The following is a 20,553-nucleotide window of genomic DNA, read 5'->3' on the forward strand; positions in this document are numbered from 1 at the left end:
CGGCCGCGGCGCGGACCCGGCGCCTCCCGGGCGGACGCGAGCCGGCCCGCCCCCGGGCCGCAACCCCGCGTCCGCCCGAGCGAACGGGCCCTGGCACGGACGGTGGAGGTCCGGACGCGCATGGCGCTTCCGTTCGATCTCCCCGCGGTCTCGCGCGGCCACGCCGAGCTGACGTCCGCCCCCCGGCAGCTCGGCGCCGCGGTCGTCGAGGCGGCGTCGCGCGCGCTCTCGGACCTCGTCGGCGCCGAGGTGTCGGTGACGGGCCGCCCGGTGCCGGGACGCGCGCGGCCCCGCACCGCCGCCGCCCGGATCGCGCTCGACCTGCCGGCGCTGCCCGGGACCGCGATCCTCGAGGTGGAGCCGGCGCTGGTGGTGCGCCTCGTGGACCGGATGGCGGGCGGCGACGGCGCGCCCGCGCCGGCCGCGGCGCTCACGCCCGTGGAGGCGACCGCACTCGAGCTGCTCACCCTCGCCGCGCTCGACGGCGCCTGCGGGATCGCCGAGGTGGAGGAGCGCCTCGCGCCGCGCCTCGCCCGCGCCACCGCCGAGCCTGCGGGCGCGCTCGCGGTCGAGCTCGAGATCACGGCCGGGCCGGCCCGCGGCCACGCCCGCCTCCTGCTGCCGCCCGCGGCGGTCCGCGCGCTGCGCGGGCCGGCGGACCTCGACCGGCGCATCCCGCTGCCGGGCTCGCTGCGCCGCGGGGCCGCCGCGCTCACCGCGGCCGAGCTCGACGCGCTCGAGCCGGGCGACGTGCTGGTGGTGGACCCGCCCGCGGACGGGCGCGACGCGCTGGTCCTGCCCGGCGGGCTCCGGGCGCTCGGGCGGATCGACGGCGAAGGCTTCCACGTGGAGGAGACGGAGATGATCGAACGGCATGCGCAGCTCCCGGTGACGCTCGAGGTCGAGCTGGCCCGGGTGGACGTCCCGCTCGCGGAGGTGGCGCGGCTCGAGCCCGGCTCGGTGCTGGCGCTGAACCTCGACCGGCGCGGGCTCGTGACCCTGCGGCTGGGCGAGCGGGCGGTGGCGCGCGGCGAGCTGGTGGACGTGGAGGGCGCGGTGGGCGTCCGCATCCTCTCGCTGGAGGTGGCGCCGTGATCGCCGGGCTCCGCGGGCTCCCCGCCCGGCCGGGCGCGCGCGCCGCCGCCGGGCTCGCCGCCGCCGGCGTGCTCCTGCTCCTCTCCCGCGCCCCCGGCGACCTGGCCTCCGCCGCCGCCCGCGGCGGGCTCGCCGCCTGCGCGGTGGGCGCGCTCGCGGTCCTGGCGCGCCGCCGCGGCGCGCCGGCGCGCCCCGCCCCCGCGCTGGTGGTGGTGGCGCGCGCGCCGCTCTCGCGCGACGCCGGCCTGGCGCTGGTGGAGGTGGACGGGCGCCGGCTGCTGGTCGGGTTCGGCTCCGACCGCGTCGCGCTGCTCGACGGCGCGCCCGCCGCCTCCGCCCCGGGAGGCCGGCCGTGAACGCCCTCGCCCTCGTCCCGTCCGCGGGCCCGGTGGCCGACCGGCCCGCCGAGATGCTGGTGCTGCTCGCGCTGCTCGCGCTCGTGCCCGCGGCGCTGGTGATGCTGACCTCGTTCCTGAAGATCTCGGTGGTCCTGTCGATCGCGCGCTCCGCCCTGGGCGCGCCGCAGGTGCCGCCGAACACGGTCGTCACCGGCCTCGCGCTGGTGCTGACGATGCTGGTGATGGCGCCCGTCGCCGAGCGGGCCGCCGCCCTGGCGCGGCCCGCGCCCGGCGAGCGCGGGCTCCCGGCCACGCTGGCGGCCCTGCAGCGCGGCGCCGGGCCGGTGAAGGCGTTCCTCGCACGCTTCGCGCGGCCCGACGACCGGGCGGCCTTCCTCGACGTCGCGCGGCGGCTCCGGGCCCCGGACGCCGCCGCGCCGGCGGAGGACGACCTGGCGGTGCTCGCGCCCGCGTTCGTGGTGTCGGAGCTGCGCCGGGCCTTCACCATCGGCTTCCTGGTGTTCGTGCCGTTCCTGGTGGTGGACCTGGTGATCTCGAACGTGCTGCTCGCGCTCGGACTCACCCAGCTCTCGCCCACCTCGGTGGCGCTCCCGTTCAAGCTGCTCCTCTTCGTCGCCGTGGACGGGTGGAGGCTCCTCGCCCGCGCCCTGGCGCTCTCGTACGCAGGGTGATCACGATGGATCCCGCGCTCCTCCACCTGGGCCGCGAGGCGCTCCTCCTCGTGCTCGCCCTCTCCGCCCCGCCGCTCGGCGCCGCGCTCCTGGTCGGCCTCGTCACCGGCGTGCTCCAGGCCGCGACGCAGGTCCAGGAGCAGACGCTCGCCGTGGTGCCGCGCCTCGTCGCGGTGGTGGTCGCGCTCGCGATCACCGCGCCGTGGATCGGCGCCCGCGCGGTGCGGTTCGCCGCCGACTGCCTCGCCCTCGTGCCCCGGATCGCGCCGTGACCGACCTCGCCCCGGAGCTCCTCCCGCGGCTCGCCGGCGTGCTCCTGCACGCGCTGCGGCTCGCGCCGGTGGTGATGCTCTCGCCGCTGCTGGGCGGCCCGATGGCGCCGCCGGTGGCGCGGGTGGGCCTCGCGCTCGGGCTGGGCGGCGCCGCGGCGCTCGCCGCGGGCGCGCCGGCGGGGCCGGCGGACGGGATCGCCTTCGCGGTCGCCGCGGCCCGGGAGGCGGCGCTCGGCCTCGCGCTGGGCCTGCTCGCGGCGGCGCCGGTGGAGGCGGCCCGCGCCGCCGGGCGGCTCGCCGACACCTTCCGCGGCGCCACGCTGGCCGAGCTCCACGTGGCGCCGGTCCGCCAGCGCGAGAGCGCCTCCGGCGACCTGCTCGCGCACTGGGTGGTGGTGCTGGCCGCGTGGGGCGGCGGCGACCGCCTGGTGCTCCGCGGGCTGCTGGCAAGCTTCGCGACGCTGCCGGCCGGGGCGCCGTTCCCGGCGGGCGCGGCCCGCGAGGTGGTCCTGCACGCGTCGGCGGAGCTGCTGGCGGCCGCGGTGGCGGTGGCGGCGCCCGCCGCCGCGGGGGTGCTCGCGGCCGATCTCGCGCTGTCGCTGGCGGCGCGGGTCGCGCCGCAGCTCGGCCCGGTGAACGTCGCCCAGCCGGCGCGCGCGGCGCTGGGGCTGGCGCTGCTCGCGGCGGCCGCGAGCGCGGGCGCCGGCCGGCTGGTCTCGCTGGTCGCGCTCCCCGGCCAGCTGGTCGCGGTGCTCTCCGGGGGGCGGCCGTGAGCGGCAACCGCACCGAGCAGCCCACCCCGCGGCGGCTGCGCGAGGCGCGCCGGCGCGGTGAGGTGGCGGTCAGCCGCGAGCTCACCGGCGCGGCCGCGCTGGCCGGCGGGCTGGCGGCGCTGGCCGCCTCCGCGCCGGGCGCGGCCGCCGAGCTGGGCGCCATGCTCCGCGCGGCGCTCGCCGCGGCGGGCGGCGAGCCGGGGAGCCCGGCGGCCGCGCTCCAGGGGGCGGCGTCGGCGGTGCTGCGGCTCTCGCTGCCCGCAGGCGGCGGCGCCCTCCTCGCCGGCGCCGCGGCGGCCGCGCTGCAGGCCGGCCCGGGCCTCTCCCTCGCCGCGCTCGCGCCCCGGCTCGAGCGGCTCGACCCGGCGCGCGGCCTGCGCCGCCTCCTCTCCGCCTCGCAGCTCGCGGCCGCCGCGCTGGGGCTCGCCAAGGCCGCCGTGCTGGCCGCGCTGGCGTGGGGCTGGCTCGCCGGCGCGGCCCCGTCGCTCGCCGCGCTGCCGCGGCTCGGCCCGGCCGCGCTCTGGCGCACCCCGGCGATCCTCGACGGGCTCGCGTGGCGCCTCGCGGGCGCGTTCGCGGTGCTCGGCGCGCTCGACCTCGCCCTGGTGCGCCGCCGGCACCGCCGCGCGCTCATGATGACGCGCGACGAGGTGCGCCGGGAGCACCGGGAGGACGAGGGCGATCCGCTGCACCGCGCCGAGCGGCAGCGGCGCCACCGCGCCCTCCTCGAGGCGCCCGCGGTGGCCCGCGCCACCGTGGTGGTGGTGAACCCGACCCACCTCGCGGTGGCGCTGCACCACGACCGCCGCGGCGGCGGCGCGCCGCGCGTCCTCGCGAAGGGCGCGGGCGAGGCAGCGGCGCGCATCCGCTCCGCCGCGCGGCGGGCCGGCGTGCCGGTGGTCCGGGACGTCGCGCTCGCCCGGGCGCTGCACCGCCTCGCCGAGGTCGGCGACGAGATCCCCGAGGCGCTCTACGAGGCCGCCGCCGCGGTCCTCGCACACCTGTACGGCCTGGAGGCCGAGCCATGATGACCCCCGTTCACGCCCTGCTGTCCCGCCTCCGCTCCTCCGGCGAGGCGCTGTTCGCGCTCGCGGTGCTGGGGCTCGTGCTCCTGCTCGTGACGCCGCTCGCGCCCGGCGTGCTCGACCTGCTGCTCGCCGCGAACCTGGCCGCGGCCGCGACGGTGCTGGTGGTGACGCTGTTCGCCCGCGACGCGCTCCGGTTCGCGAGCTTCCCGACCCTGCTCCTGCTCACCACGCTGTTCCGCCTCGCGCTCAACGTGAGCTCGACGCGGCTCGTGCTCTCGCGCGGCGAGGCCGGCCGGGTCATCGAGGCGTTCGGGCGGGTGGTGGTCCAGGGCAACCACGTGGTCGGGGCGGTGGTGTTCGCGATCCTGACGCTGGTGCAGCTCCTGGTGGTGGCGAAGGGGGCCGAGCGCGTCGCCGAGGTGGCGGCGCGCTTCACCCTGGACGCGCTCCCGGGCAAGCAGATGGCCATCGACGCCGACCTGCGCGCCGGCTCGCTCGACGCGGCCGAGGCGCGGCGGCGGCGCCGGGCGCTGGAGCGCGAGAGCCAGCTCTACGGCGCGATGGACGGCGCGCTCAAGTTCGTGAAGGGCGACGCGATCGCCGGCGTCGCCATCGTGCTCGTCAACGTGGCCGGCGGGCTCGTGGCCGGCATGCTGCGCGGCATGACGGCGGGGGAAGCCGCGCGCCGGTACGCGCTGCTCGCCATCGGCGACGGGCTGTCCTCGCAGATCCCCTCGCTGCTCGTCGCGGTCGCGGCCGGCATCGCCGTGACGCGGGTGGCGGCCGAGGAGGAGGGCGCGACGCTCGGCGGCGAGATCGGGCGCCAGCTGCTCGCGGAGCCCGCGCCGCTCGCGGCGGTGGCCGCGCTGCTCGGCGCGCTCGCGCTCGCGCCGGGGCTGCCGGCCGCGCCGTTCCTGGCGCTCGCCGGCGCGGGGGGCGCGGCGTCCTGGTGGATCGCGCGGCGGGCGCGCGCACCGGCCTCGGCGACCCGCTCCGCGCCCGGGACCGCGAGCGCGCCGGGCCCGTCCGGCGCGGACGCGGACGGCGCGACGCCGCTCGCGCTCGAGCTGGCGGACGACCTGCTCGCCGCGGCCGCGACGCCGGCCGGTCAGGAGGGGCTCGCGGCGCTGCGCGAGACGGTGTGGCGGACGCTCGGCGTCCGCACCCCGCCCATCGCGCTCCGGCCCGCCCCGCTCCCGGCCGGCGGCCACCGTCTGCTCATCGACGAGATCCCGGCGGGCGGCGGCACCGCGCCGGCCGGGCAGGTGGTGGTCCTCGCCGCGCCGGACGAGCTCGCGCTCGCGGGCATCGACGCCGCGGCCGAGCGCGATCCGCTCTCCGGGCGGCCGGTGTCGGTGGTCGCCGCGGCGGACGCGGCCCGCGCCGGCGCGCTGGGCGCGGTGCGTGGCCCGCTGGATCGCGCGCTCGCGGCCGCCGCGGCGGCGCTGATCCGCAACGCGTCGCAGCTCGTCGGCGTGCAGGAGGTGCAGGCGCTGCTCGACGGGCTCGAGCCCGGCGCGCCGGCGCTGGTCCGCGAGGCGAGCCGGCAGCTCCCGCCCGCGCTGCTCGCGGAGGTGCTGCGGCGCCTCGTGGAGGAGGGCGTCTCGATCCGGCCGCTGCGCACGATCCTGGAGGCGCTGCTCGAGGCGGGCGGCGCGGGGCGCGGGCCGGCGGCGCTGGCCGAGGCCGCCCGGCGCGCGCTCCGCCGCCACCTCGCGCACGCCCACGCGGGCGAGGGCCCGCTCGCCGCGCTGCTGCTGGATCCGGCCGCGGAGCAGGTGCTCCGCGAGGGGCTCGCGGGCGACGCGCTCGCGATCGATCCGCGCGTGGCGGCGGAGCTGGTGGAGCGCATCGGCGCCGAGGCGGAGGCGCAGGCGGCGCCGCCGGTGGTGCTGACCAGCGCCGACGTCCGCCGGGCGCTCCGGACCCTGCTCGCGCCCCGCCTGCCGGCCGTGGCGGTGCTCGCCTACGACGAGCTCCCGCCCGAGCTCACGGTCCGGCCGCTCGGACGCGTCGCGCTGGCAGCCTGAACCCTGGAACGCAGCGCGGGGTCGCGGCCTCGCGGCCCGACCCCGCCACCATCGAGCAAAGCCGCGCGGTTACGCGCCGGCGGCGACCGGGGGCGTGCCCTGGCCCTCGCCTTCCGGCTGGGATGGCTTCGCGCCACCCAGCTCCGGCCGGTTCACGCGGTCGCGCAGCTCCTTGCCGGTGCGGAACAGGATCCCGCGCTTCGGCTTCACCGGAATCACCTCTCCGGTCTTGGGGTTGCGCCCCTGGTAGCCGTCGTAGTGCTTGACGTGGAACGCGCCAAGCCCGCGGATCTCGATGTTCTCTCCCTTGCAGAGCGCGTCCTTCATCGAGTCGAAGATCGTCTCGATGGTGGCCTCGGCCTGCTTCTGGGTCACACCGCGCTTCACGACGAGGATGTTGATGAGATCCGACTTCAGCATCGGGACTCCGGCTCGCTGACGGCCCCCACCCTTGGAAAGCCGCTCGGGATGGGGAGAGCCTAGCCGAAGGCTCCGAAATCAGCAAGGGTTCCACGGGCATGCGCGTCTGGGTGGGCGGGACCCCGACCTGGGGATCCGCTTCCGCTCACGCGCGCGCGTCGCCTGCGGCGGTCGGATCCACCCCTTCAGAGGCACCCGTTCCCGGGGCACGATGGCCGGCCTCGCGGGCGCGCTCCCGGTCGCACAGCTCCCGGAACGTGACCGCGTCGAGCTGCCCGGCGGCCTTCGCTTCCAGATCCGTCAGTATTTCCGATAGGATGCCGCGCTCGTCCGGCCGCGCTTCCCGCCCGGACACCGCCCGACGGACGTCGAGGAGCGTGATCTTCTCCAGCGGCCGGGCGGGCACGAGCCCGCCGTCGGCCAGCGACACCACGATGCCCCTCAGGCGGAGCGCGCCCAGGGCCTCGCTCGCCTCCTCGGGGGTCGCTCCGAGCCGCGCGGCCACGTCGCCGGGGTCCGGCGCGTCGTCGCCGCGGTCGAACGCCTGCGCGACCAGCAGCAGGGTCCGGCCGGCCAGGATCTCGCGCGCGATGGCCGAGTCGGCGCGCGGGGCCGGCGACATGAGCGTCCGCGCGTACTGCACCACGTACGCGAGCCGGGCCCCGAACAGCACGATGGTCCAGGAGACGAACAGCCAGAACAGGAAGATCGGGACCGCCGCCACCGAGCCGTAGATCGCGTGGTACTTGAAGATGCGGGCGACCACGAACGCGTAGCCCCACTTCGCGACGTCCCAGGCCACGCCCGCCGCGACGCCGCCCACCACGGCCGCGCGGAGCTTCACGCGCGTGTTCGGGACGATCTGGTAGAGCGTGGCGAAGAACGCGCAGTTGAGCAGCGTGCCGCTCAGCACCACCAGCGCGCGCACGCCGGTGTTGGCGAGCAGCGTCTGCGTGTACGCGCCGAGCGTGGTGGACGCCGCGAGCAGGACGGGGCCGAGCGTGAGGCCCACCCAGTAGGTGACCGCCTGCTGCGTGACGCTGCGGCGGCCGGATCCCCCAGACGTCGTTCACCGCGTGATCGACGTTGGTGAACAGCGTCACCGCCGACCAGACCAGCAGCGCGCCGCCCACCACGCCCGCGCTGGTGGCGTGCGCGTTCCGGATGAAGCGATCCAGGTACGGCTCGATGGACGAGCGGGCGCCCACCGCCAGGTTCTGGATGAGAAAGTCGTGGACGCGGCTGGAGATGGCGTCCATCCCGGTGAACGCCTGCACCACCGAGAACGCCACCACCAGCGCCGGCACCAGCGCGAACAGCGAGATGTAGGTGAGGGCCATCGCGCGCAGGCGCACGGTCTCGCCCTCCACCACGCGCAGCGCCAGCCGGAGCGCGGTGCTGGCGAAGCGGAGCTCGCGCTCCACCCTCGCCACCCCCGAGCCCTGGTCGAGGCGCGCCGGCACGGCCCGCCTCAGGCCTTCTCGCCGCCCTGCGCCGGTGCCTCGGGCGCCGTGCGCGGCTCGCCGCCGCGCTCGCCGCGCTCGCCGCGCTCCTCGCGCTGCCCGCGCTCCTCGCGCTGCCCGCGCTCGCCCCGCTCGCCGCGGTCGCTCCGCTCGCCACGATCGTTGCGCTCGCCGCGATCGTTCCGCTCGCCGCGCCCGCCGCGCCGGTCGCGGCCGCGGCCGCGATCCCGATCCCGGCCGCCGCCACCGCCGCCGGAGCCGCCTCCGCCGGAGCCGCCGCCACCTCCACCGCCACCTCCACCGCCACCGCCCGCGCCGCCGCCCTGCTCGGCGCGTTCCTGCCGGCCGTAGATGTCGAACTGCTCCTGGTGGTAGCCGGACTGCGGCTTCACCTGGATGGTCTTGTTGAAGCGATCCATCAGGTAGCGGAGCTCCTCGCGCTCCGCGCCCTGCAGGATGCGCGCGACCTCCGGGTGGGAGTTCACGACCAGCACCGGCTCGGGGAAGTGCGGCGCCTCGCGCCGGATCTCGCGGAAGATCTCGTAGGCGATGGTGATCTTGGACTTCACGTGCCCGCGGCCGTCGCAGTACGGGCACGGCTCGTTCATCACCCGCGTCACCGACTCGCGCACGCGCTTGCGCGTCATCTCGACGAGGCCGAGCTCGGAGATCTTCAGGACGTTGGTCTTGGCCTTGTCCCGCCCCAGCGCGTCCTGCAAGGCCTTGAAGACCTTGTCGCGGTTCTGGGGTTTGTCCATGTCGATGAAGTCGATGATGATGATGCCGCCGATGTTGCGCAGGCGCAGCTGGTAGACGATCTCCTTGGCGGCCTCGACGTTGATCTTGGTGATCGTCTCCTCGAGGTTCTTCTTGCCGACGTAGCGGCCCGAGTTGACGTCGATGGCCGTGAGCGCCTCGGCCTGGTCCATGATGATGTAGCCGCCGGACTTGAGCCACACCTTGCGCTGCGCCGCGCGCTTCAGCTCCTGCTCGATCCCGTAGGCGTCGAAGATCGGCTCCTCGCCCTGGTAGGACTCGATCTGTGACTCGAGGTGCGGCGCCTGATCGTGCACGAAGCGCAGGATCCGCTCGTACTCGTCGCGGTCGTCGATGACGAGCTTGCCCACCTCCGCGGTGAACAGGTCGCGCGTGGCGCGCAGGATGAGGTCGAGGTCGCCGTGCAGCAGCGCGGGCGCCGAGACCTTGTCCTTGGTGCGGATGATCTCGTTCCACACCTGGATGAGGAAGCGGATGTCCGCCTCGAGCTTGGCCGCCTCGACGTTCTCCGCCACCGTCCGCACGATGAAGCCGGTGCCCTCGGGGCGCATGCGGTCCACGATCTCGCGGAGCCGGCGGCGCTCGCCGTCCTTCTCGATCCGCCGCGAGATGCCGATGTGGTCCACCGTCGGCATGAACACGAGGTGCCGGCCGGGCAGCGAGATGTGGCTGGTGATGCGGGCACCCTTGGTGCCGATCGGATCCTTCGCGACCTGGACGATGACCTCCTGGCCCTCCTTCAGGAGGTCCTGGATGTTCTTCGCCTCCTTGGTGCGCTTCTCCTCGCGGCCGTTCCGGCCGTTGCGGTCGCGGCCCTCGCGGCCCTCGCGGCCCTCCCGCCCTTCGCGGCCCTCGCGCCCGTCGCGCCGGCCGCGCTCGTCGCGGCGGCGGTCGCCGCGATCGCGCTCGCGGTCGCCGCGGGCCTCGCGCGCGGCGTCGCGCGCGGGCGCCTGGATGCGGTCCTTCTCGGGCTGGGCCGGGGCGGCCAGGGCGGCCTCGGTCGCCGGCGCGGTCTCCGCCGGCGCGGCCTCGGCGGCCGGAGCGGGGGGCTCGGCCGGCTCGGCGGCCGGGGTCACCGCCTCCGCGGGCGCGTCGGCGGGCTCGGCCGCGGGCGCGTCGGCGAGCGGCGGCACCGGGAGGCCCGGGATCGCCGGCACCGGCGCCATGCCGATCTCCTGCGTGAGCGCGATGGGCGTGAGCGGCGCGGGCGGCGGCTCCTCGGCGGCGGGCTCGGCCTGCGCCGCCTCCACCGGCGCCGCGTCGGCGGGGGCGGGCTCGACCGGAGCCGCCTCGGCCGGCGCGGCCTCGCCCTGCGCCGCCTCGGCGGGCGCGGCCGCCGGAGCGACCTCCACGCCCGGTGAAGCCTCGGCCGCCGCGGGCGCGGGTGCGGGCTCGGCCGGCGCCGTCCGCGCGCGCAGCTCGGCCTCCTCGGCCTCCTGCTCGCTCGGCACGTCGGTCACCTCGGCGCGGTGCTCGCCCTCGGTGAGCTCGAACTCCTCGGAGAAGTCCGGATCCCCGTACACGTCGCCGACGTACAGGAACGCCGCCTTCTCCAGGCCGATGTCCACGAAGGCGGCCTGCATGCCGGGGAGCACGCGGACCACCCTGCCCTTGTAGATGTTCCCGACGATCCCCTTCTCGCGCTTCCGCTCGAGGTAGTACTCGTGGATCGTCCCGTTCTCGACCAGCGCGACGCGCGTCTCGGCGCCTGCCGCGTTGATCACGAGGATGCTGTTGCCCGCCATGATGGTCCTCTCTCGCCCCGTTCAGGCGCGGGGAGAGCGAGGCCCCTAGCGGCGGGCCACGATCGCGGCCGTCCCGGTGGAGCCGGGAGGGTCGGATCTGCTGTCGAGCTGGCGCTCAAAGCTTCGCGTCTCCTCGCGCCCGGCGGCCGCGTTTCGTGCGCGGCACCGGCGGGGCGCGTCGTACGTTCAGGCGTCGAGGTAGCGAGGCGCGCGGGGCTGGCTCGGCTCCGGCCGTCCATGCCCGCTCCTCGCGAAGCTCACGCCCTCCTTCAAAACCTTCACTCCCCGGGGCGGCGTGCCGTCTTCTCCGAAGATCGCCCCCAGCACCTCGGCTGGCTTGGCGCTCCCGGACGGATCCGCCCGCAAGCTGAACGCGACCGTCCCCGGGCCTTCGACCGCGAGGTGGGTCACGATGTCCTTCAAGTCTATCTCTCTTTGCTTCCGTGCTGCGACCTTCTGGCCCCGGCCCTTTCCGCGGGGCCTGGGCGGCGCCGCGCGGGTCACGACCGACTGATCCGCGTCGCGGAACGCGGCGACCCGCGCCTCGAGGGTCGCCTCGTCCCCCAGGTTTCCCGAGGAAACTCGGCGCGGTAATGGACGGCCCGCTGCGCCTCGGAGATCGACGGGGCGTGCGCGTCGAGGACGTGGGCCTCCTGCACCTTCAGCCCTTCCGGGAGCTCGGGGGCGAGCCGCGCCAGGACCTCCTGCGGGTCAACCGCGCCGAGGAGATCGAGATCCAGGTGCTCGCACAGGCTCTCCAGGCCGACCGGCAGCGCCGGACCGAACGAGACGCGCGGCTTCGGGTGGTAGCCCTGCGAGTACGCCACCGGCAGCCCGGCGCGCCGGACGGCGCGGAGCAGGGCGTGCATGGTCTCGAGGTGCGAGAGCGCCACGAGCCGCCCGAGCTTCGCGTAGCGGACGCGCACCAGCGTACGGACCGGCGGATCGGCCGGGCGCGGCGGGCACGGGGGCTCCGGGACGTAGTCCTTCGCCTCGTAGGTGCGGTTCTTCACGACGTCGTAGTCGCAGGCGCCGCACACGGTGCACGGCTCGAGCACGCAGTCGGCCACCTCGGCGAGGTTGCGGGCCGCCGCGAGCTGCTTCTGGAGGTAGGCCTTGGTGACGCCGCAGTCGATGCGGTCCCAGGGCAGCACCTCGTCGAGGCGCCGGCGGCGGTGCGCGAACCAGTCCAGCCCGACGCCGTGCTCGCGCTCGCACTCCGCGAACGCCTCGAGCCAGTTCCGCTCGTCGAACCACTCGCTCCAGCCGTCGAGGCGCTGGCCGCGGCGGTAGGCGGCGAGCACCGCGGTGCCGACGCGGCGATCCCCGAGCGCGAGCGCGCCCTCGATCGACGACTGCCGCGAGTCGTGCGGCTTGAACTGGATCGCGCCGTTCCGGCCGCCCAGCGCCGCGGTGACGAGCGCCTGCCGGCGCCGCGTCTCCTCGGGCGGGATCATCGGCTCCCACTGGAACGGCGTGAACGGCTTCGGCACGAAGGTGGACGCGCCGAGGTGGATGGCCGGCGAGCCCTCGCCCTTGGGCAGCACGCGGCGCGCGGCGGCGAGGCAGCGCTTCGCCAGCTCGGCGATGGCCACCACGTCCTCGTCGCGCTCCTCGGGGAGCCCGATCATGAAGTAGAGCTTCAGGAGCGACCAGCCGTTCCCGAAGATCGACTCGACCGCCCGGAGGAGGTCCTCCTCGCGGTTGCCCTTGTTGATCACCGCGCGCATGCGCTCGGTGGCGGCCTCCGGCGCGAGCGTGAAGCCGGTCTTGCGGATGCGGGCGATCTTCTGCGCGAGCGCCTCGTTCATCGTCTCGGTGCGGAGCGAGGGCAGGCTCATGGCGATCCGCTCGCCCTCCCAGCGCGCCAGGAAGTCGTCGAGCAGCCCGTTCAGCGCGCCGTAGTCGCCCGAGGACAGCGAGAGCAGCCCCACCTCCTCGTAGCCGGAGGCGCGCAGGCCGGTCTCGGCGAGCGCCAGCACCTGCTTCGGATCGCGCTGCCGGGTCGGGCGCGTGATCATGCCGACCTGGCAGAAGCGGCAGCCGCGGGTGCAGCCGCGCTGCAGCTCGATGGGGAGGCGGTCGTGCACCGTCTGCATGAACGGGACGAGCGGGCGGGTGTACGCGCTGGTCGGGAGCGCGTTCAGGTCCGGCATCACCCGGCGCTCGACCTTCTCGTAGCCGGGCAGGAGCGGCTCGATGGCGGCGAGCGTGCGCGAGACCGGGTCGTAGCGCGGCGCGAACAGCGAGGGCACGTAGACGCCCGGGATGCGCGCCAGGCGCCGGAGCAGCTCCGGGCGCGTCGCGCCGCCGCGGCGGAAGCCGCTCTCCGCGACCGCGTCGGCGATCTCCAGCGCGACCTCCTCGCCCTCGCCCACCGCGAACGCGTCGAAGAAGTCCGCCACCGGCTCCGGGTTGAACGCGCACGGGCCGCCGCCCAGCACCAGCGGGTCCTCGTCGCCGCGCTCGCGCGCGAGCAGCGGGATGCCGGCGAGGTCCAGCATGGCGAGCGCGCTCGTGTAGGCGAGCTCGAACTGGAGCGTGATGCCGAGCACGTCGAACCCGCGCACCGCCGCCCGCGACTCGAGCGTGAACAGCGGGAGGCCGCGCGCGCGGAGCATGCCCTCCATGTCCGGCCACGGCAGGAAGACGCGCTCGCAGGCGATCTCCGGCCGGTCGTTGAGCAGGTGGTACAGCAGCCGGAAGCCCAGGTTGGACATCCCGACCTCGTAGGTGTCGGGGAACGCCAGGGCGAAGCGGACGCGGGCGGCGGAGAGGTCCTTCACCACCGCGCCGAACTCGGCGCCGACGTAGCGGGAGGGCTTCTGCGCCTGGAGGACGAGCTCGTCGAGCGCGGACGAGGAGAGCGCGAGGTCGGTCTTCATGTCCCTTCGGGCCGCGGGTTCGAACCGCGTGTCGCCCGCCGGTCGGGGTGGAAGGCGCCGGATCTGCGGGAGATTCCGGCGGAGCCGGGCTGAATAGCACGGCGCGCGGCGCGGGTCGAGCCCGCAGCACGCCCCCCTCCGCGGGCGGAGCCCGCCCAGGACGCGCCCGGCTCAGAAGCGGATCTCGAACGCGCCCAGGTCGCCGGCGGCGTCCGCCCACTCCACCTCGACCCCGTCCACCCGCGCGGCGGGCGGGCCCGCGTGGCACCACCGGACGAGCGCGCCCACCGCGGCGCGCTCGCCCTCGACCTCCGCCTCCACCCGGCCGTCGGGCAGGTTGCGGACCCAGCCCTTCACCCCCAGGCGACGCCCCTCGTCCGCCGTGGACTGGCGGAAGGCCACGCCCTGGACGCGGCCGGACACCACGATGCGCGCGCGGACCCGATCGGCCATCGCTCACTCCTTCAGCAGGCGCACGAACTCCTCCTCGCCGACGACCCGCACGCCCAGCGATCTCGCCTTCTCCAGCTTGGAGCCGGCCTCCTCGCCCGCCACGACCAGGTCGGTCTTCCGCGAGACGCTGCCCGACACCTTGCCGCCGCGCCGCTCGATCTCGGCCTTGGCGTCGTCGCGCGACATCGCCGAGAGCCCGCCGGTGAGCACGACCGTCTTGCCGGCGAACGGGCCGCGCGCCTCCACCACCTCGGCCTCGGGCCTCACCCCGGCGGCGAGGAGCCGCTCGACCACCCGCCGGTTCTGCGGCTCCTGCGTCCAGGCGCGGATCTCCGAGGCCGTCTCCGGGCCCACGTCGCGGACCGCGAGCAGCGCCTCCTCGTCCGCGTCCATGAAGCGCGCGAGGTCGCCGAAGTGGCGCGCCAGCGTGGCCGCGGTCGCCTCGCCGACCTGCGGGATGCCGAGCGCGAACAGGAACCGCCGCAGCGTGGTGCTCCGCGAGCGCTTCAGCGCCGCGACCATGTTCTGCGCGCTCTTCTCGGGCAGCTCGCGCGCCGCCGCCGCGTCCTGCTCCTTGCGCGGGCGGCTGAACAGCTGCTGCCAGACCTCGAACGGCACCGCATAGAGGTCGGCGAAGTCCTTCACCTGCCCGCGCTCCACCAGGCCCGCGGCGAGCTTCTCGCCCAGCCCCTCGACGTCGAGGGCGCGGCGCTGCGCGAAGTGGCAGAGCCGGCCCACGAGCTGCGCCGGGCAGGCGGCGCCGGTGCAGCGGTAGACCTTCTCGCCCTCCTCGCGCACCACCCGGGCGCCGCACACCGGGCACTCGGCCGGGAACCGGAACGGCCGCTCCGCGCCGGTCCGGCGCTCCGGGAGCGGCTTCACCACCTCGGGGATCACCTCGCCGGCGCGCCGCACCAGGACCCAGTCGCCCTCGAGGATGTCCTTGCGGCGCATCTCGTCCTCGTTGTGCAGCGTGGCGCGCGCGACCATCGCGCCGGAGAGGCGGACCGGGTCGAAGTCCACCACGGGCGTGAGCACGCCGGTGCGGCCCACCGACGCCCAGATCCGGCGGATCCTCGTGGCCTCCTCCTGCGGCGGGTACTTGAACGCGACGGCCCAGCGCGGGAACTTCGAGGCCGCGCCCAGCCGGCGCCGCCAGTCGAGGTCGTCCACCTTCACCACGATGCCGTCGGTGTCGTAGGGCAGCTCGAAGCGGCGCTCGGCCATGCGGTCGCGGTAGGCGAGCACCTCGCCGATGCCGCGGCAGCGGCGGTTCTCCGCGTTGGTCTCGAAGCCCCAGCCGGCGAGGTCCTCCAGCTTGTCCCAGTGCGTGCGCCAGGGGTCGCCGCCCGGCACCAGCGCCTCGTACGCGACGAAGGAGAGCGGGCGGCGGGCGGTGACGCGCCAGTCGAGCTGGCGCAGCGTCCCGGCGGCGGCGTTGCGCGGGTTCGCGAACGGCTCCTCGCCGGCGCGGACCAGCTGCCGGTTCATCGCCTCGAAGTGCTCCTTGAACAGCAGCACCTCGCCGCGGACCTCGACGCGCGGCGGCGGCCTCCCCTCCAGCGCGTGCGGCACGCCGCGGTTCGCGCCCAGCCCGCCCACCACCCGCAGGTTCGCGGTGACGTCCTCGCCGTTGACGCCGTCGCCGCGGGTGGAGCCGCCCGCGAACGCGCCGTCGCGGTACACCAGCTCCACCGCGAGCCCGTCGAGCTTGGGCTCGACCACGTAGCCGACCGCCTCTCCCTCCGGCAGCCCCAGCAGCCGGCGCACGCGCGCGTCGAACTCGTGCAGCTCGTCGTCGCTCTGCACGTTGCCGAGCGAGAGCATGGGCTCGCGGTGCACCACCCGCTCGAAGCGCTCCGAGGGCGCGCCGGAGACCCGCTGCGTGGGCGAGTCCGCGGTGACGAGCTCCGGGTGCTCGGCCTCGACCGCCTGCAGCTCGTGCATGAGCCGGTCGTACTCGGCGTCGGCGAGGACGGGCTGGTCGAGGACGTAGTAGGCGTGGTCCGCCGCGCGGATCCGCTCGCGCAGCTCGCGGACGCGCGCCGCGGCGTCGGCCTTCTTCATGGCGCGAAGGATGGCGCGGCGGGGGGCCGCGGGCAACGAGGAAAGCGGCACCCGCCGTGGGCGCCCGGGGCGGCGCGGCCGGGCGCGGCCCAGCCGGCTCAGAAGGTGTTGAGGTCCTCGGAGCCGGCGGGCGGATCCTCGGCGACGAGCTGGTACATCCCCTCCACCCGCTGATAGGTGAGCACCTTCGTGCTCAGGAGGCCATCGCCGTCGAGGTCGCCGATGACGGTGATGGTCAGCGTGGGCGTGGCGCCCTCGGTCGCGCGGAACGCGTACGAGTAGTACGTGGCCCCCTCGATCTCCTCGCTGGTGCGGAAGACCTCCGACCAGCCCGCGGTCCTCCAGTTCGGCATCCGCTTGGCGATGCCGATTCCGTCGAGCGGCGGCTGGGGGTCGCCCGCCAGCGCACCGTCCGGGGGCGCGACGGCGCCCTTCTGGCTGTACAGGTCCGCCACGGCCTTCTTGATCCGGATGATGAGCTCGTGGCGCTCCGCGGCCTTCGCGCGCATCGTCAGGCGCTGGAACGTCGGGATCGCGATGGAGGCGAGCAGCCCGACGATCGCGGTCGCGATCATGAGCTCGATGAGCGTGAAGCCGCGTGCGCGGCGAACGGCGTGGGACGACCTCATGGCGTGCTCCCTCCGGACGATCCGACCGGCGCCGGCCGGACCTCCAGCCCTCCCCCCGCGATCTCCCGGACCTCGTACCCGCGCGCCTGCTGCAGCGCCCTGAACCGCTCCACCTGCGCCGCGTCGGGGCGCTTGCCGCCGAGCGGGACGAGGAGCTGCGGTGCGCCGGGCGGCGCCGGGACGAGCATCATCCCCTCCGGCGCGCCGGGCAGCGTCTTCAGGCTCGCGACGTACCGCTGCCGCTGCTGGTAGCGCCAGCCGTGGTACCCCGCGGCGCCGAGCGCAGCGATCACCAGCAACGCCCACGGGACCCACGACCGCCGCGGCCGCGGCTCCGCCGACACCGCGATCACCCGCGCCTGCACCGGCCGCGCGGGCGCGCGCGCCGCGGTCGCGGCCACGGCGCCGGCGGAGGCGATGCGCTGGGCGAGGTCCGAGAAGTCGATCGCCTCGCGGACGAGCGCGTTGCGGACGGCCTCCACCCCGGGGAGGAGGTCCGGAGGGGCGCCGGCGGCGAGCCCGTTCACGGCCGCGAGCGTCGCGTCGAGGTCGGCGAGCATCGCCTGCACCGCGGCGCCGTCCACCTCGGAGCCGCCCGCCGGCGCCGAGGCGCGCGCCGAGGCGACGCGGAGGCGCATCACCGCGGCGGAGCGGATCGGGCCCGGGTCGAGCGCCATGGGCCCGTCGCCGAGCGCGGCGCGCTCGAGCTCGGACAGCCCGCCGGCGATCCCCGCCGCGAGCCCGTCGAGGGCATCGCCCGGGCGCGCGGCCCCGGACGCGACCCGCTCCAGCGCGGCCTGAGCGTCCGCCGCGGAGGCGGACTGCGCGGGCCAGAGCACGCGCGCGGCGGGCGGCGGCGGGACGTAGACGGTGCCGCCCCCGCGCGGCGGCTCGGGCTTCGGCGGGGCGACGGGCGCGGGCGGCTCGCCGGGGAAGGCGTCGTCCACGCTGACGTCGAACGCCTCGAACGAGAGGTCCGGCGGCGGCGCGGTGGCCTTCCGCGCCAGGGGCGGCGGCCCCGCGGGCGACGGAGACGGAGACGGAGGCGGCGGCGGCACCGCGAGCGGAGGAGGCTTCACCACCGGAGCAGCGCTCGCCGCGGCGGCCGGCGCGGCGCCGCGCACCATCCGCTCGATCGCGCCCAGCACGCCGTCCGGCCGGCCGTCCCAGCGGGCCAGCTCGACGCCGAGCGCGCGCAGCGGCGCCTCGGCCGCGGCGTGCTCCGGCGCGAGCGCCGCCAGGACGCGGAGGCCGCCGCCGTCGCGCAGCAGCCGCTCGATGCCCGCCAGCGAGCCCTCCCCCTGGAACTCGATCACCACGAGCCCGCCCGGCCCGCGGCAGAGCGAGAGCGCCTGCGCCGCGTCCGCCGCGATGCGCGGGCGCGTGCCGAGGCGCGTGGTGACGGGCGCCAGCAGCGCGACGGCGAACGCCTTCGACCCGGCGACGACGGCTTCGGTGGTTGGGCTGCTGCTGCTCGGCATCGATCTCCTTCTCGGCGCGGGCCCGCGCGGACCGGGGGGATGTTAACCCGCCGGGGCATCTCACCTCACCGTGCGCCGGCCCCCGCGTTCATGGCACACGCGAGGTGCGACGGCGGCGCGGGTGTGCGGCGTTGACACCCTGAAACCGACCGCATACGTTTGCCGCCTCTCCTAGGCCTCGCCCAGAGACCGCCCGCAGCCTCCGCCGGCCACGCCCGCTCCGCAGCGCGCGGCCCAGCTCCCCGAGAACCGACATGCCCGCACCCGCACCGACAGCCACGTCGAGCACGTCCAGCCTCACCGACCTCAAGCACATGAAGGTCGCGGAGCTCGCCAAGCTGGCGCGCGACCTCAACGTCGAGTCCGCGGGCGCGCTCAAGAAGCAGGACCTCATCTTCGCGATCCTCCAGGCGCAGTCGAAGGCGGCGGAGGCGGCCAAGGAGGAGATGGAGGTCGGCGGCGAGGGGACGCTGGAGGTGCTGCCCGACGGCTTCGGCTTCCTGCGCAGCCCGGACTTCTCCTACCTGCCGGGCCCCGACGACATCTACGTCTCGCCCTCGCAGATCCGCCGCTTCAACCTGCGCACCGGCGACACGGTGCGCGGCACGGTGCGCCAGCCCAAGGAAGGCGAGCGCTACTTCGCGCTGCTGAAGGTGGACACCATCAACGGCGAGCCGCCCGAGGAGAACCAGGCCAAGGTCCTCTTCGACAACCTGACGCCGCTCTACCCGACCCAGCGGCTGACGCTCGAGCACGATCCCGCCGAGATGACCACGCGGGTGGTGGACCTGTTCGCGCCCATCGGCAAGGGGCAGCGCTGCCTGATCGTGTCGCCGCCGCGCGCCGGCAAGACGGTGCTCCTCCAGAACATCGCGCACGCCGTCACCACCAATCACCCGGAGTGCACCCTCATCGTCCTGCTCATCGACGAGCGGCCCGAGGAGGTCACCGACATGGAGCGGACGGTGCGGGGCGAGGTGGTCGCCTCCACCTTCGACGAGCCCGCCACCCGGCACGTGCAGGTCGCGGAGATGGTGATCGAGAAGGCCCGGCGGCTGGTCGAGCACAAGAAGGACGTGGTGATCCTGCTCGACTCGATCACCCGCCTCGCGCGCGCCTACAACTCGACCGTGCCGCCCTCGGGCAAGATCCTCTCCGGCGGCGTGGACTCGAACGCGCTGCACAAGCCGAAGCGCTTCTTCGGCGCCGCCCGCAACATCGAGGAGGGCGGCTCGCTCACCATCATCGGCACCGCGCTCGTCGACACCGGCAGCCGCATGGACGAGGTGATCTTCGAGGAGTTCAAGGGCACCGGGAACTCCGAGATCGTGCTCGACCGCAAGCTGATGGAGAAGCGCATCTTCCCCTGCATGGACATCGGGAAGAGCGGCACGCGCAAGGAGGAGCTGCTCCTGCCGGCCGACTGGCTCTCGAAGATCTACATTCTGCGCCAGACCATCCTGAACGGCCTCGACAACGTCGAGGCGATGAAGTTCATCCTGGACAAGTTCCGCCAGGTGAAGAACCACGACGAGTTCTTCAAGATGATGGTCGGCGGCGGCAAGTAGGGGCCGCTCGCCCGCAGGAGGGAGTCCCCGCCCGCGGCGCGCTCCGCTTGACCTATCCCCGCGATCCGACTAGATCCCGCGGTTCCACAACCGGGCCCGGACCATCGCCGACCACGGCGATGCAAGCGGCCCAGAGGCGAGCATGAAGGAAGGCATCCACCCCGACTACAAGGCCACGAAGGTCCTCTGCGCCTGCGGGAACGTCATCGAGACCCGCTCCGTGCGCGGCGACTTCCACATCGAGATCTGCTCGAACTGCCACCCGTTCTTCACGGGCAAGCAGAAGATCATGGACACGGCCGGCCGCATCGAGCGCTTCAAGACGCGCTACGCCGCCACCCCGGCCAAGGCCGAGCCCGCCAAGAAGGCGCCCGCCGCCGAGCCGGCGAAGAAGCTCGAGGCCAAGGAGAACCGCGCCGCGAAGCGCGCGAAGGCCGGCAAGAGCAAGAAGTCCGAGGCCGCTCCGGCCGCCGAGGCGCCCGCCGCCGAGGCGAAGCCCGAGTAGTCGCAGGCGAGCGGTCCGCAGGTTCCGAGAGCGGCGCCATCCGGCGCCGCTCTTTCCTTTTCCGCGGCGGGCGTGCGCTTGCCCGCGGGCCGGGCCCGATCTACAGGTCGATCATGGCCGAGCCGGCGCACCGCTCCAGACCGTCGCGGCAGGGGCTCACCGAGTACCTGCTGCTGGTCGGCGCGCTCGCGATCCTGGCCGCCGGCGCGGTGGCGCTCTTCGCCCCGGAGATCCGCGCCGCGCTCGGCAGCCCGCCGGCGGTCCCCGCCGCGCCGGCCCCGGCGGCCCCGTCCGCGCCGGCCGCCGACGCCGGCTGACGCCCGGCCGGCGCG

18 protein-coding genes and 2 pseudogenes are annotated in these 20,553 nt (G+C 75.8%); 10 read left to right on the forward strand and 10 right to left on the reverse strand.

Going from position 1 to position 20,553, the window contains the following annotated elements; translation table 11 throughout:
- Positions 1-120 precede the first annotated feature (120 nt).
- Genes ACOQFB_RS17550 through ACOQFB_RS17580 form a run of 7 tightly spaced genes read left to right on the forward strand, consistent with a single transcriptional unit; the run spans position 121 to position 6,228 of the window.
- Positions 121-1,095 carry a FliM/FliN family flagellar motor switch protein gene (locus ACOQFB_RS17550; RefSeq protein WP_421608943.1) on the forward strand — a complete coding sequence of 325 codons (975 nt, stop codon included), beginning with the start codon at positions 121-123 and terminating at the stop codon, positions 1,093-1,095.
- The gene (locus ACOQFB_RS17555) at positions 1,092-1,451 is read left to right on the forward strand and encodes a flagellar biosynthetic protein FliO (protein ID WP_421608944.1); all 360 of its coding nucleotides are present in this window, start codon (positions 1,092-1,094) and stop codon (positions 1,449-1,451) included. The genes ACOQFB_RS17550 and ACOQFB_RS17555 overlap by 4 nt, the downstream gene beginning before the upstream one ends.
- The gene (gene sctR, locus ACOQFB_RS17560) at positions 1,448-2,125 is read left to right on the forward strand and encodes a type III secretion system export apparatus subunit SctR (protein WP_421608945.1); all 678 of its coding nucleotides are present in this window, start codon (positions 1,448-1,450) and stop codon (positions 2,123-2,125) included. Before ACOQFB_RS17555 ends, sctR begins: the two co-directional genes overlap by 4 nt.
- 5 nt (positions 2,126-2,130) lie before the next feature.
- Entirely contained in the window at positions 2,131-2,397 is a 267-nt protein-coding gene (sctS, locus tag ACOQFB_RS17565; RefSeq protein ID WP_421608946.1) for a type III secretion system export apparatus subunit SctS, read from the forward strand.
- Complete coding sequence (locus tag ACOQFB_RS17570) at positions 2,394-3,170, forward strand: flagellar biosynthetic protein FliR (RefSeq protein WP_421608947.1); 777 nt, start codon at positions 2,394-2,396, stop codon at positions 3,168-3,170. Before sctS ends, ACOQFB_RS17570 begins: the two co-directional genes overlap by 4 nt.
- The gene (locus ACOQFB_RS17575) at positions 3,167-4,198 is read left to right on the forward strand and encodes an EscU/YscU/HrcU family type III secretion system export apparatus switch protein (RefSeq protein ID WP_421608948.1); all 1,032 of its coding nucleotides are present in this window, start codon (positions 3,167-3,169) and stop codon (positions 4,196-4,198) included. Before ACOQFB_RS17570 ends, ACOQFB_RS17575 begins: the two co-directional genes overlap by 4 nt.
- The gene (locus ACOQFB_RS17580) at positions 4,198-6,228 is read left to right on the forward strand and encodes an FHIPEP family type III secretion protein (RefSeq protein WP_421609115.1); all 2,031 of its coding nucleotides are present in this window, start codon (positions 4,198-4,200) and stop codon (positions 6,226-6,228) included. The genes ACOQFB_RS17575 and ACOQFB_RS17580 overlap by 1 nt, the downstream gene beginning before the upstream one ends.
- A gap of 69 nt (positions 6,229-6,297) precedes the next feature.
- Here the strand turns inward: ACOQFB_RS17580 and ACOQFB_RS17585 are convergent, their stop codons facing one another.
- The 10 genes and pseudogenes from ACOQFB_RS17585 to ACOQFB_RS17630 form a co-directional block, all read right to left on the reverse strand.
- Positions 6,298-6,648 carry an HU family DNA-binding protein gene (locus ACOQFB_RS17585; protein ID WP_059436920.1) on the reverse strand — a complete coding sequence of 117 codons (351 nt, stop codon included), beginning with the start codon at positions 6,646-6,648 and terminating at the stop codon, positions 6,298-6,300.
- 145 nt (positions 6,649-6,793) lie between these two features.
- On the reverse strand, positions 6,794-7,660 hold the full coding sequence (locus ACOQFB_RS17590; protein WP_494492299.1) for a YhjD/YihY/BrkB family envelope integrity protein: 867 nt from the start codon (positions 7,658-7,660) through the stop codon (positions 6,794-6,796).
- 85 nt (positions 7,661-7,745) lie between these two features.
- Positions 7,746-7,988: pseudogene (locus ACOQFB_RS17595) on the reverse strand (YhjD/YihY/BrkB family envelope integrity protein); the annotation flags it as partial.
- A 131-nt stretch (positions 7,989-8,119) separates the two neighbouring features.
- Positions 8,120-10,633 carry an Rne/Rng family ribonuclease gene (locus tag ACOQFB_RS17600; RefSeq protein ID WP_421608950.1) on the reverse strand — a complete coding sequence of 838 codons (2,514 nt, stop codon included), beginning with the start codon at positions 10,631-10,633 and terminating at the stop codon, positions 8,120-8,122.
- Positions 10,634-10,819: 186 nt separating this feature from the next.
- A complete protein-coding gene (locus ACOQFB_RS17605) occupies positions 10,820-11,056 on the reverse strand; it encodes a hypothetical protein (protein ID WP_494492300.1) in 237 nt (78 codons plus the stop codon).
- Positions 11,057-11,133: 77 nt separating this feature from the next.
- Positions 11,134-13,518, reverse strand: a complete 2,385-nt coding sequence (locus tag ACOQFB_RS17610) for a TIGR03960 family B12-binding radical SAM protein (RefSeq protein WP_494492301.1) — start codon at positions 13,516-13,518, stop codon at positions 11,134-11,136.
- A gap of 171 nt (positions 13,519-13,689) precedes the next feature.
- The gene (locus tag ACOQFB_RS17615; protein ID WP_059436917.1) at positions 13,690-13,971 is read right to left on the reverse strand and encodes an acylphosphatase; all 282 of its coding nucleotides are present in this window, start codon (positions 13,969-13,971) and stop codon (positions 13,690-13,692) included.
- A gap of 3 nt (positions 13,972-13,974) precedes the next feature.
- Complete coding sequence (ligA, locus tag ACOQFB_RS17620) at positions 13,975-16,038, reverse strand: NAD-dependent DNA ligase LigA (protein ID WP_421608952.1); 2,064 nt, start codon at positions 16,036-16,038, stop codon at positions 13,975-13,977.
- Positions 16,039-16,558: 520 nt separating this feature from the next.
- Positions 16,559-16,667 (reverse strand): annotated as a pseudogene (locus tag ACOQFB_RS17625) (type IV pilin protein); the annotation flags it as partial.
- The gene (locus tag ACOQFB_RS17630; protein WP_421609116.1) at positions 16,664-18,148 is read right to left on the reverse strand and encodes a hypothetical protein; all 1,485 of its coding nucleotides are present in this window, start codon (positions 18,146-18,148) and stop codon (positions 16,664-16,666) included. The gene ACOQFB_RS17630 and the pseudogene ACOQFB_RS17625, both read right to left, overlap by 4 nt.
- Before the next feature lie 254 nt (positions 18,149-18,402).
- On the opposite strand from ACOQFB_RS17630, the gene rho reads away from it, so the two are divergent.
- From rho to ACOQFB_RS17645, 3 genes are all read left to right on the forward strand, one after another.
- A complete protein-coding gene (gene rho, locus ACOQFB_RS17635) occupies positions 18,403-19,716 on the forward strand; it encodes a transcription termination factor Rho (protein WP_059436913.1) in 1,314 nt (437 codons plus the stop codon).
- 142 nt (positions 19,717-19,858) lie between these two features.
- Entirely contained in the window at positions 19,859-20,221 is a 363-nt protein-coding gene (gene rpmE / locus ACOQFB_RS17640) for a 50S ribosomal protein L31 (protein WP_059436912.1), read from the forward strand.
- Positions 20,222-20,334: 113 nt separating this feature from the next.
- Entirely contained in the window at positions 20,335-20,538 is a 204-nt protein-coding gene (locus ACOQFB_RS17645) for a hypothetical protein (RefSeq protein ID WP_059436911.1), read from the forward strand.
- Positions 20,539-20,553: the final 15 nt, after the last annotated feature.

Origin of the sequence: Anaeromyxobacter sp. Red801, assembly GCF_049201065.2 — a bacterium.
Lineage (GTDB): Bacteria > Myxococcota > Myxococcia > Myxococcales > Anaeromyxobacteraceae > Anaeromyxobacter.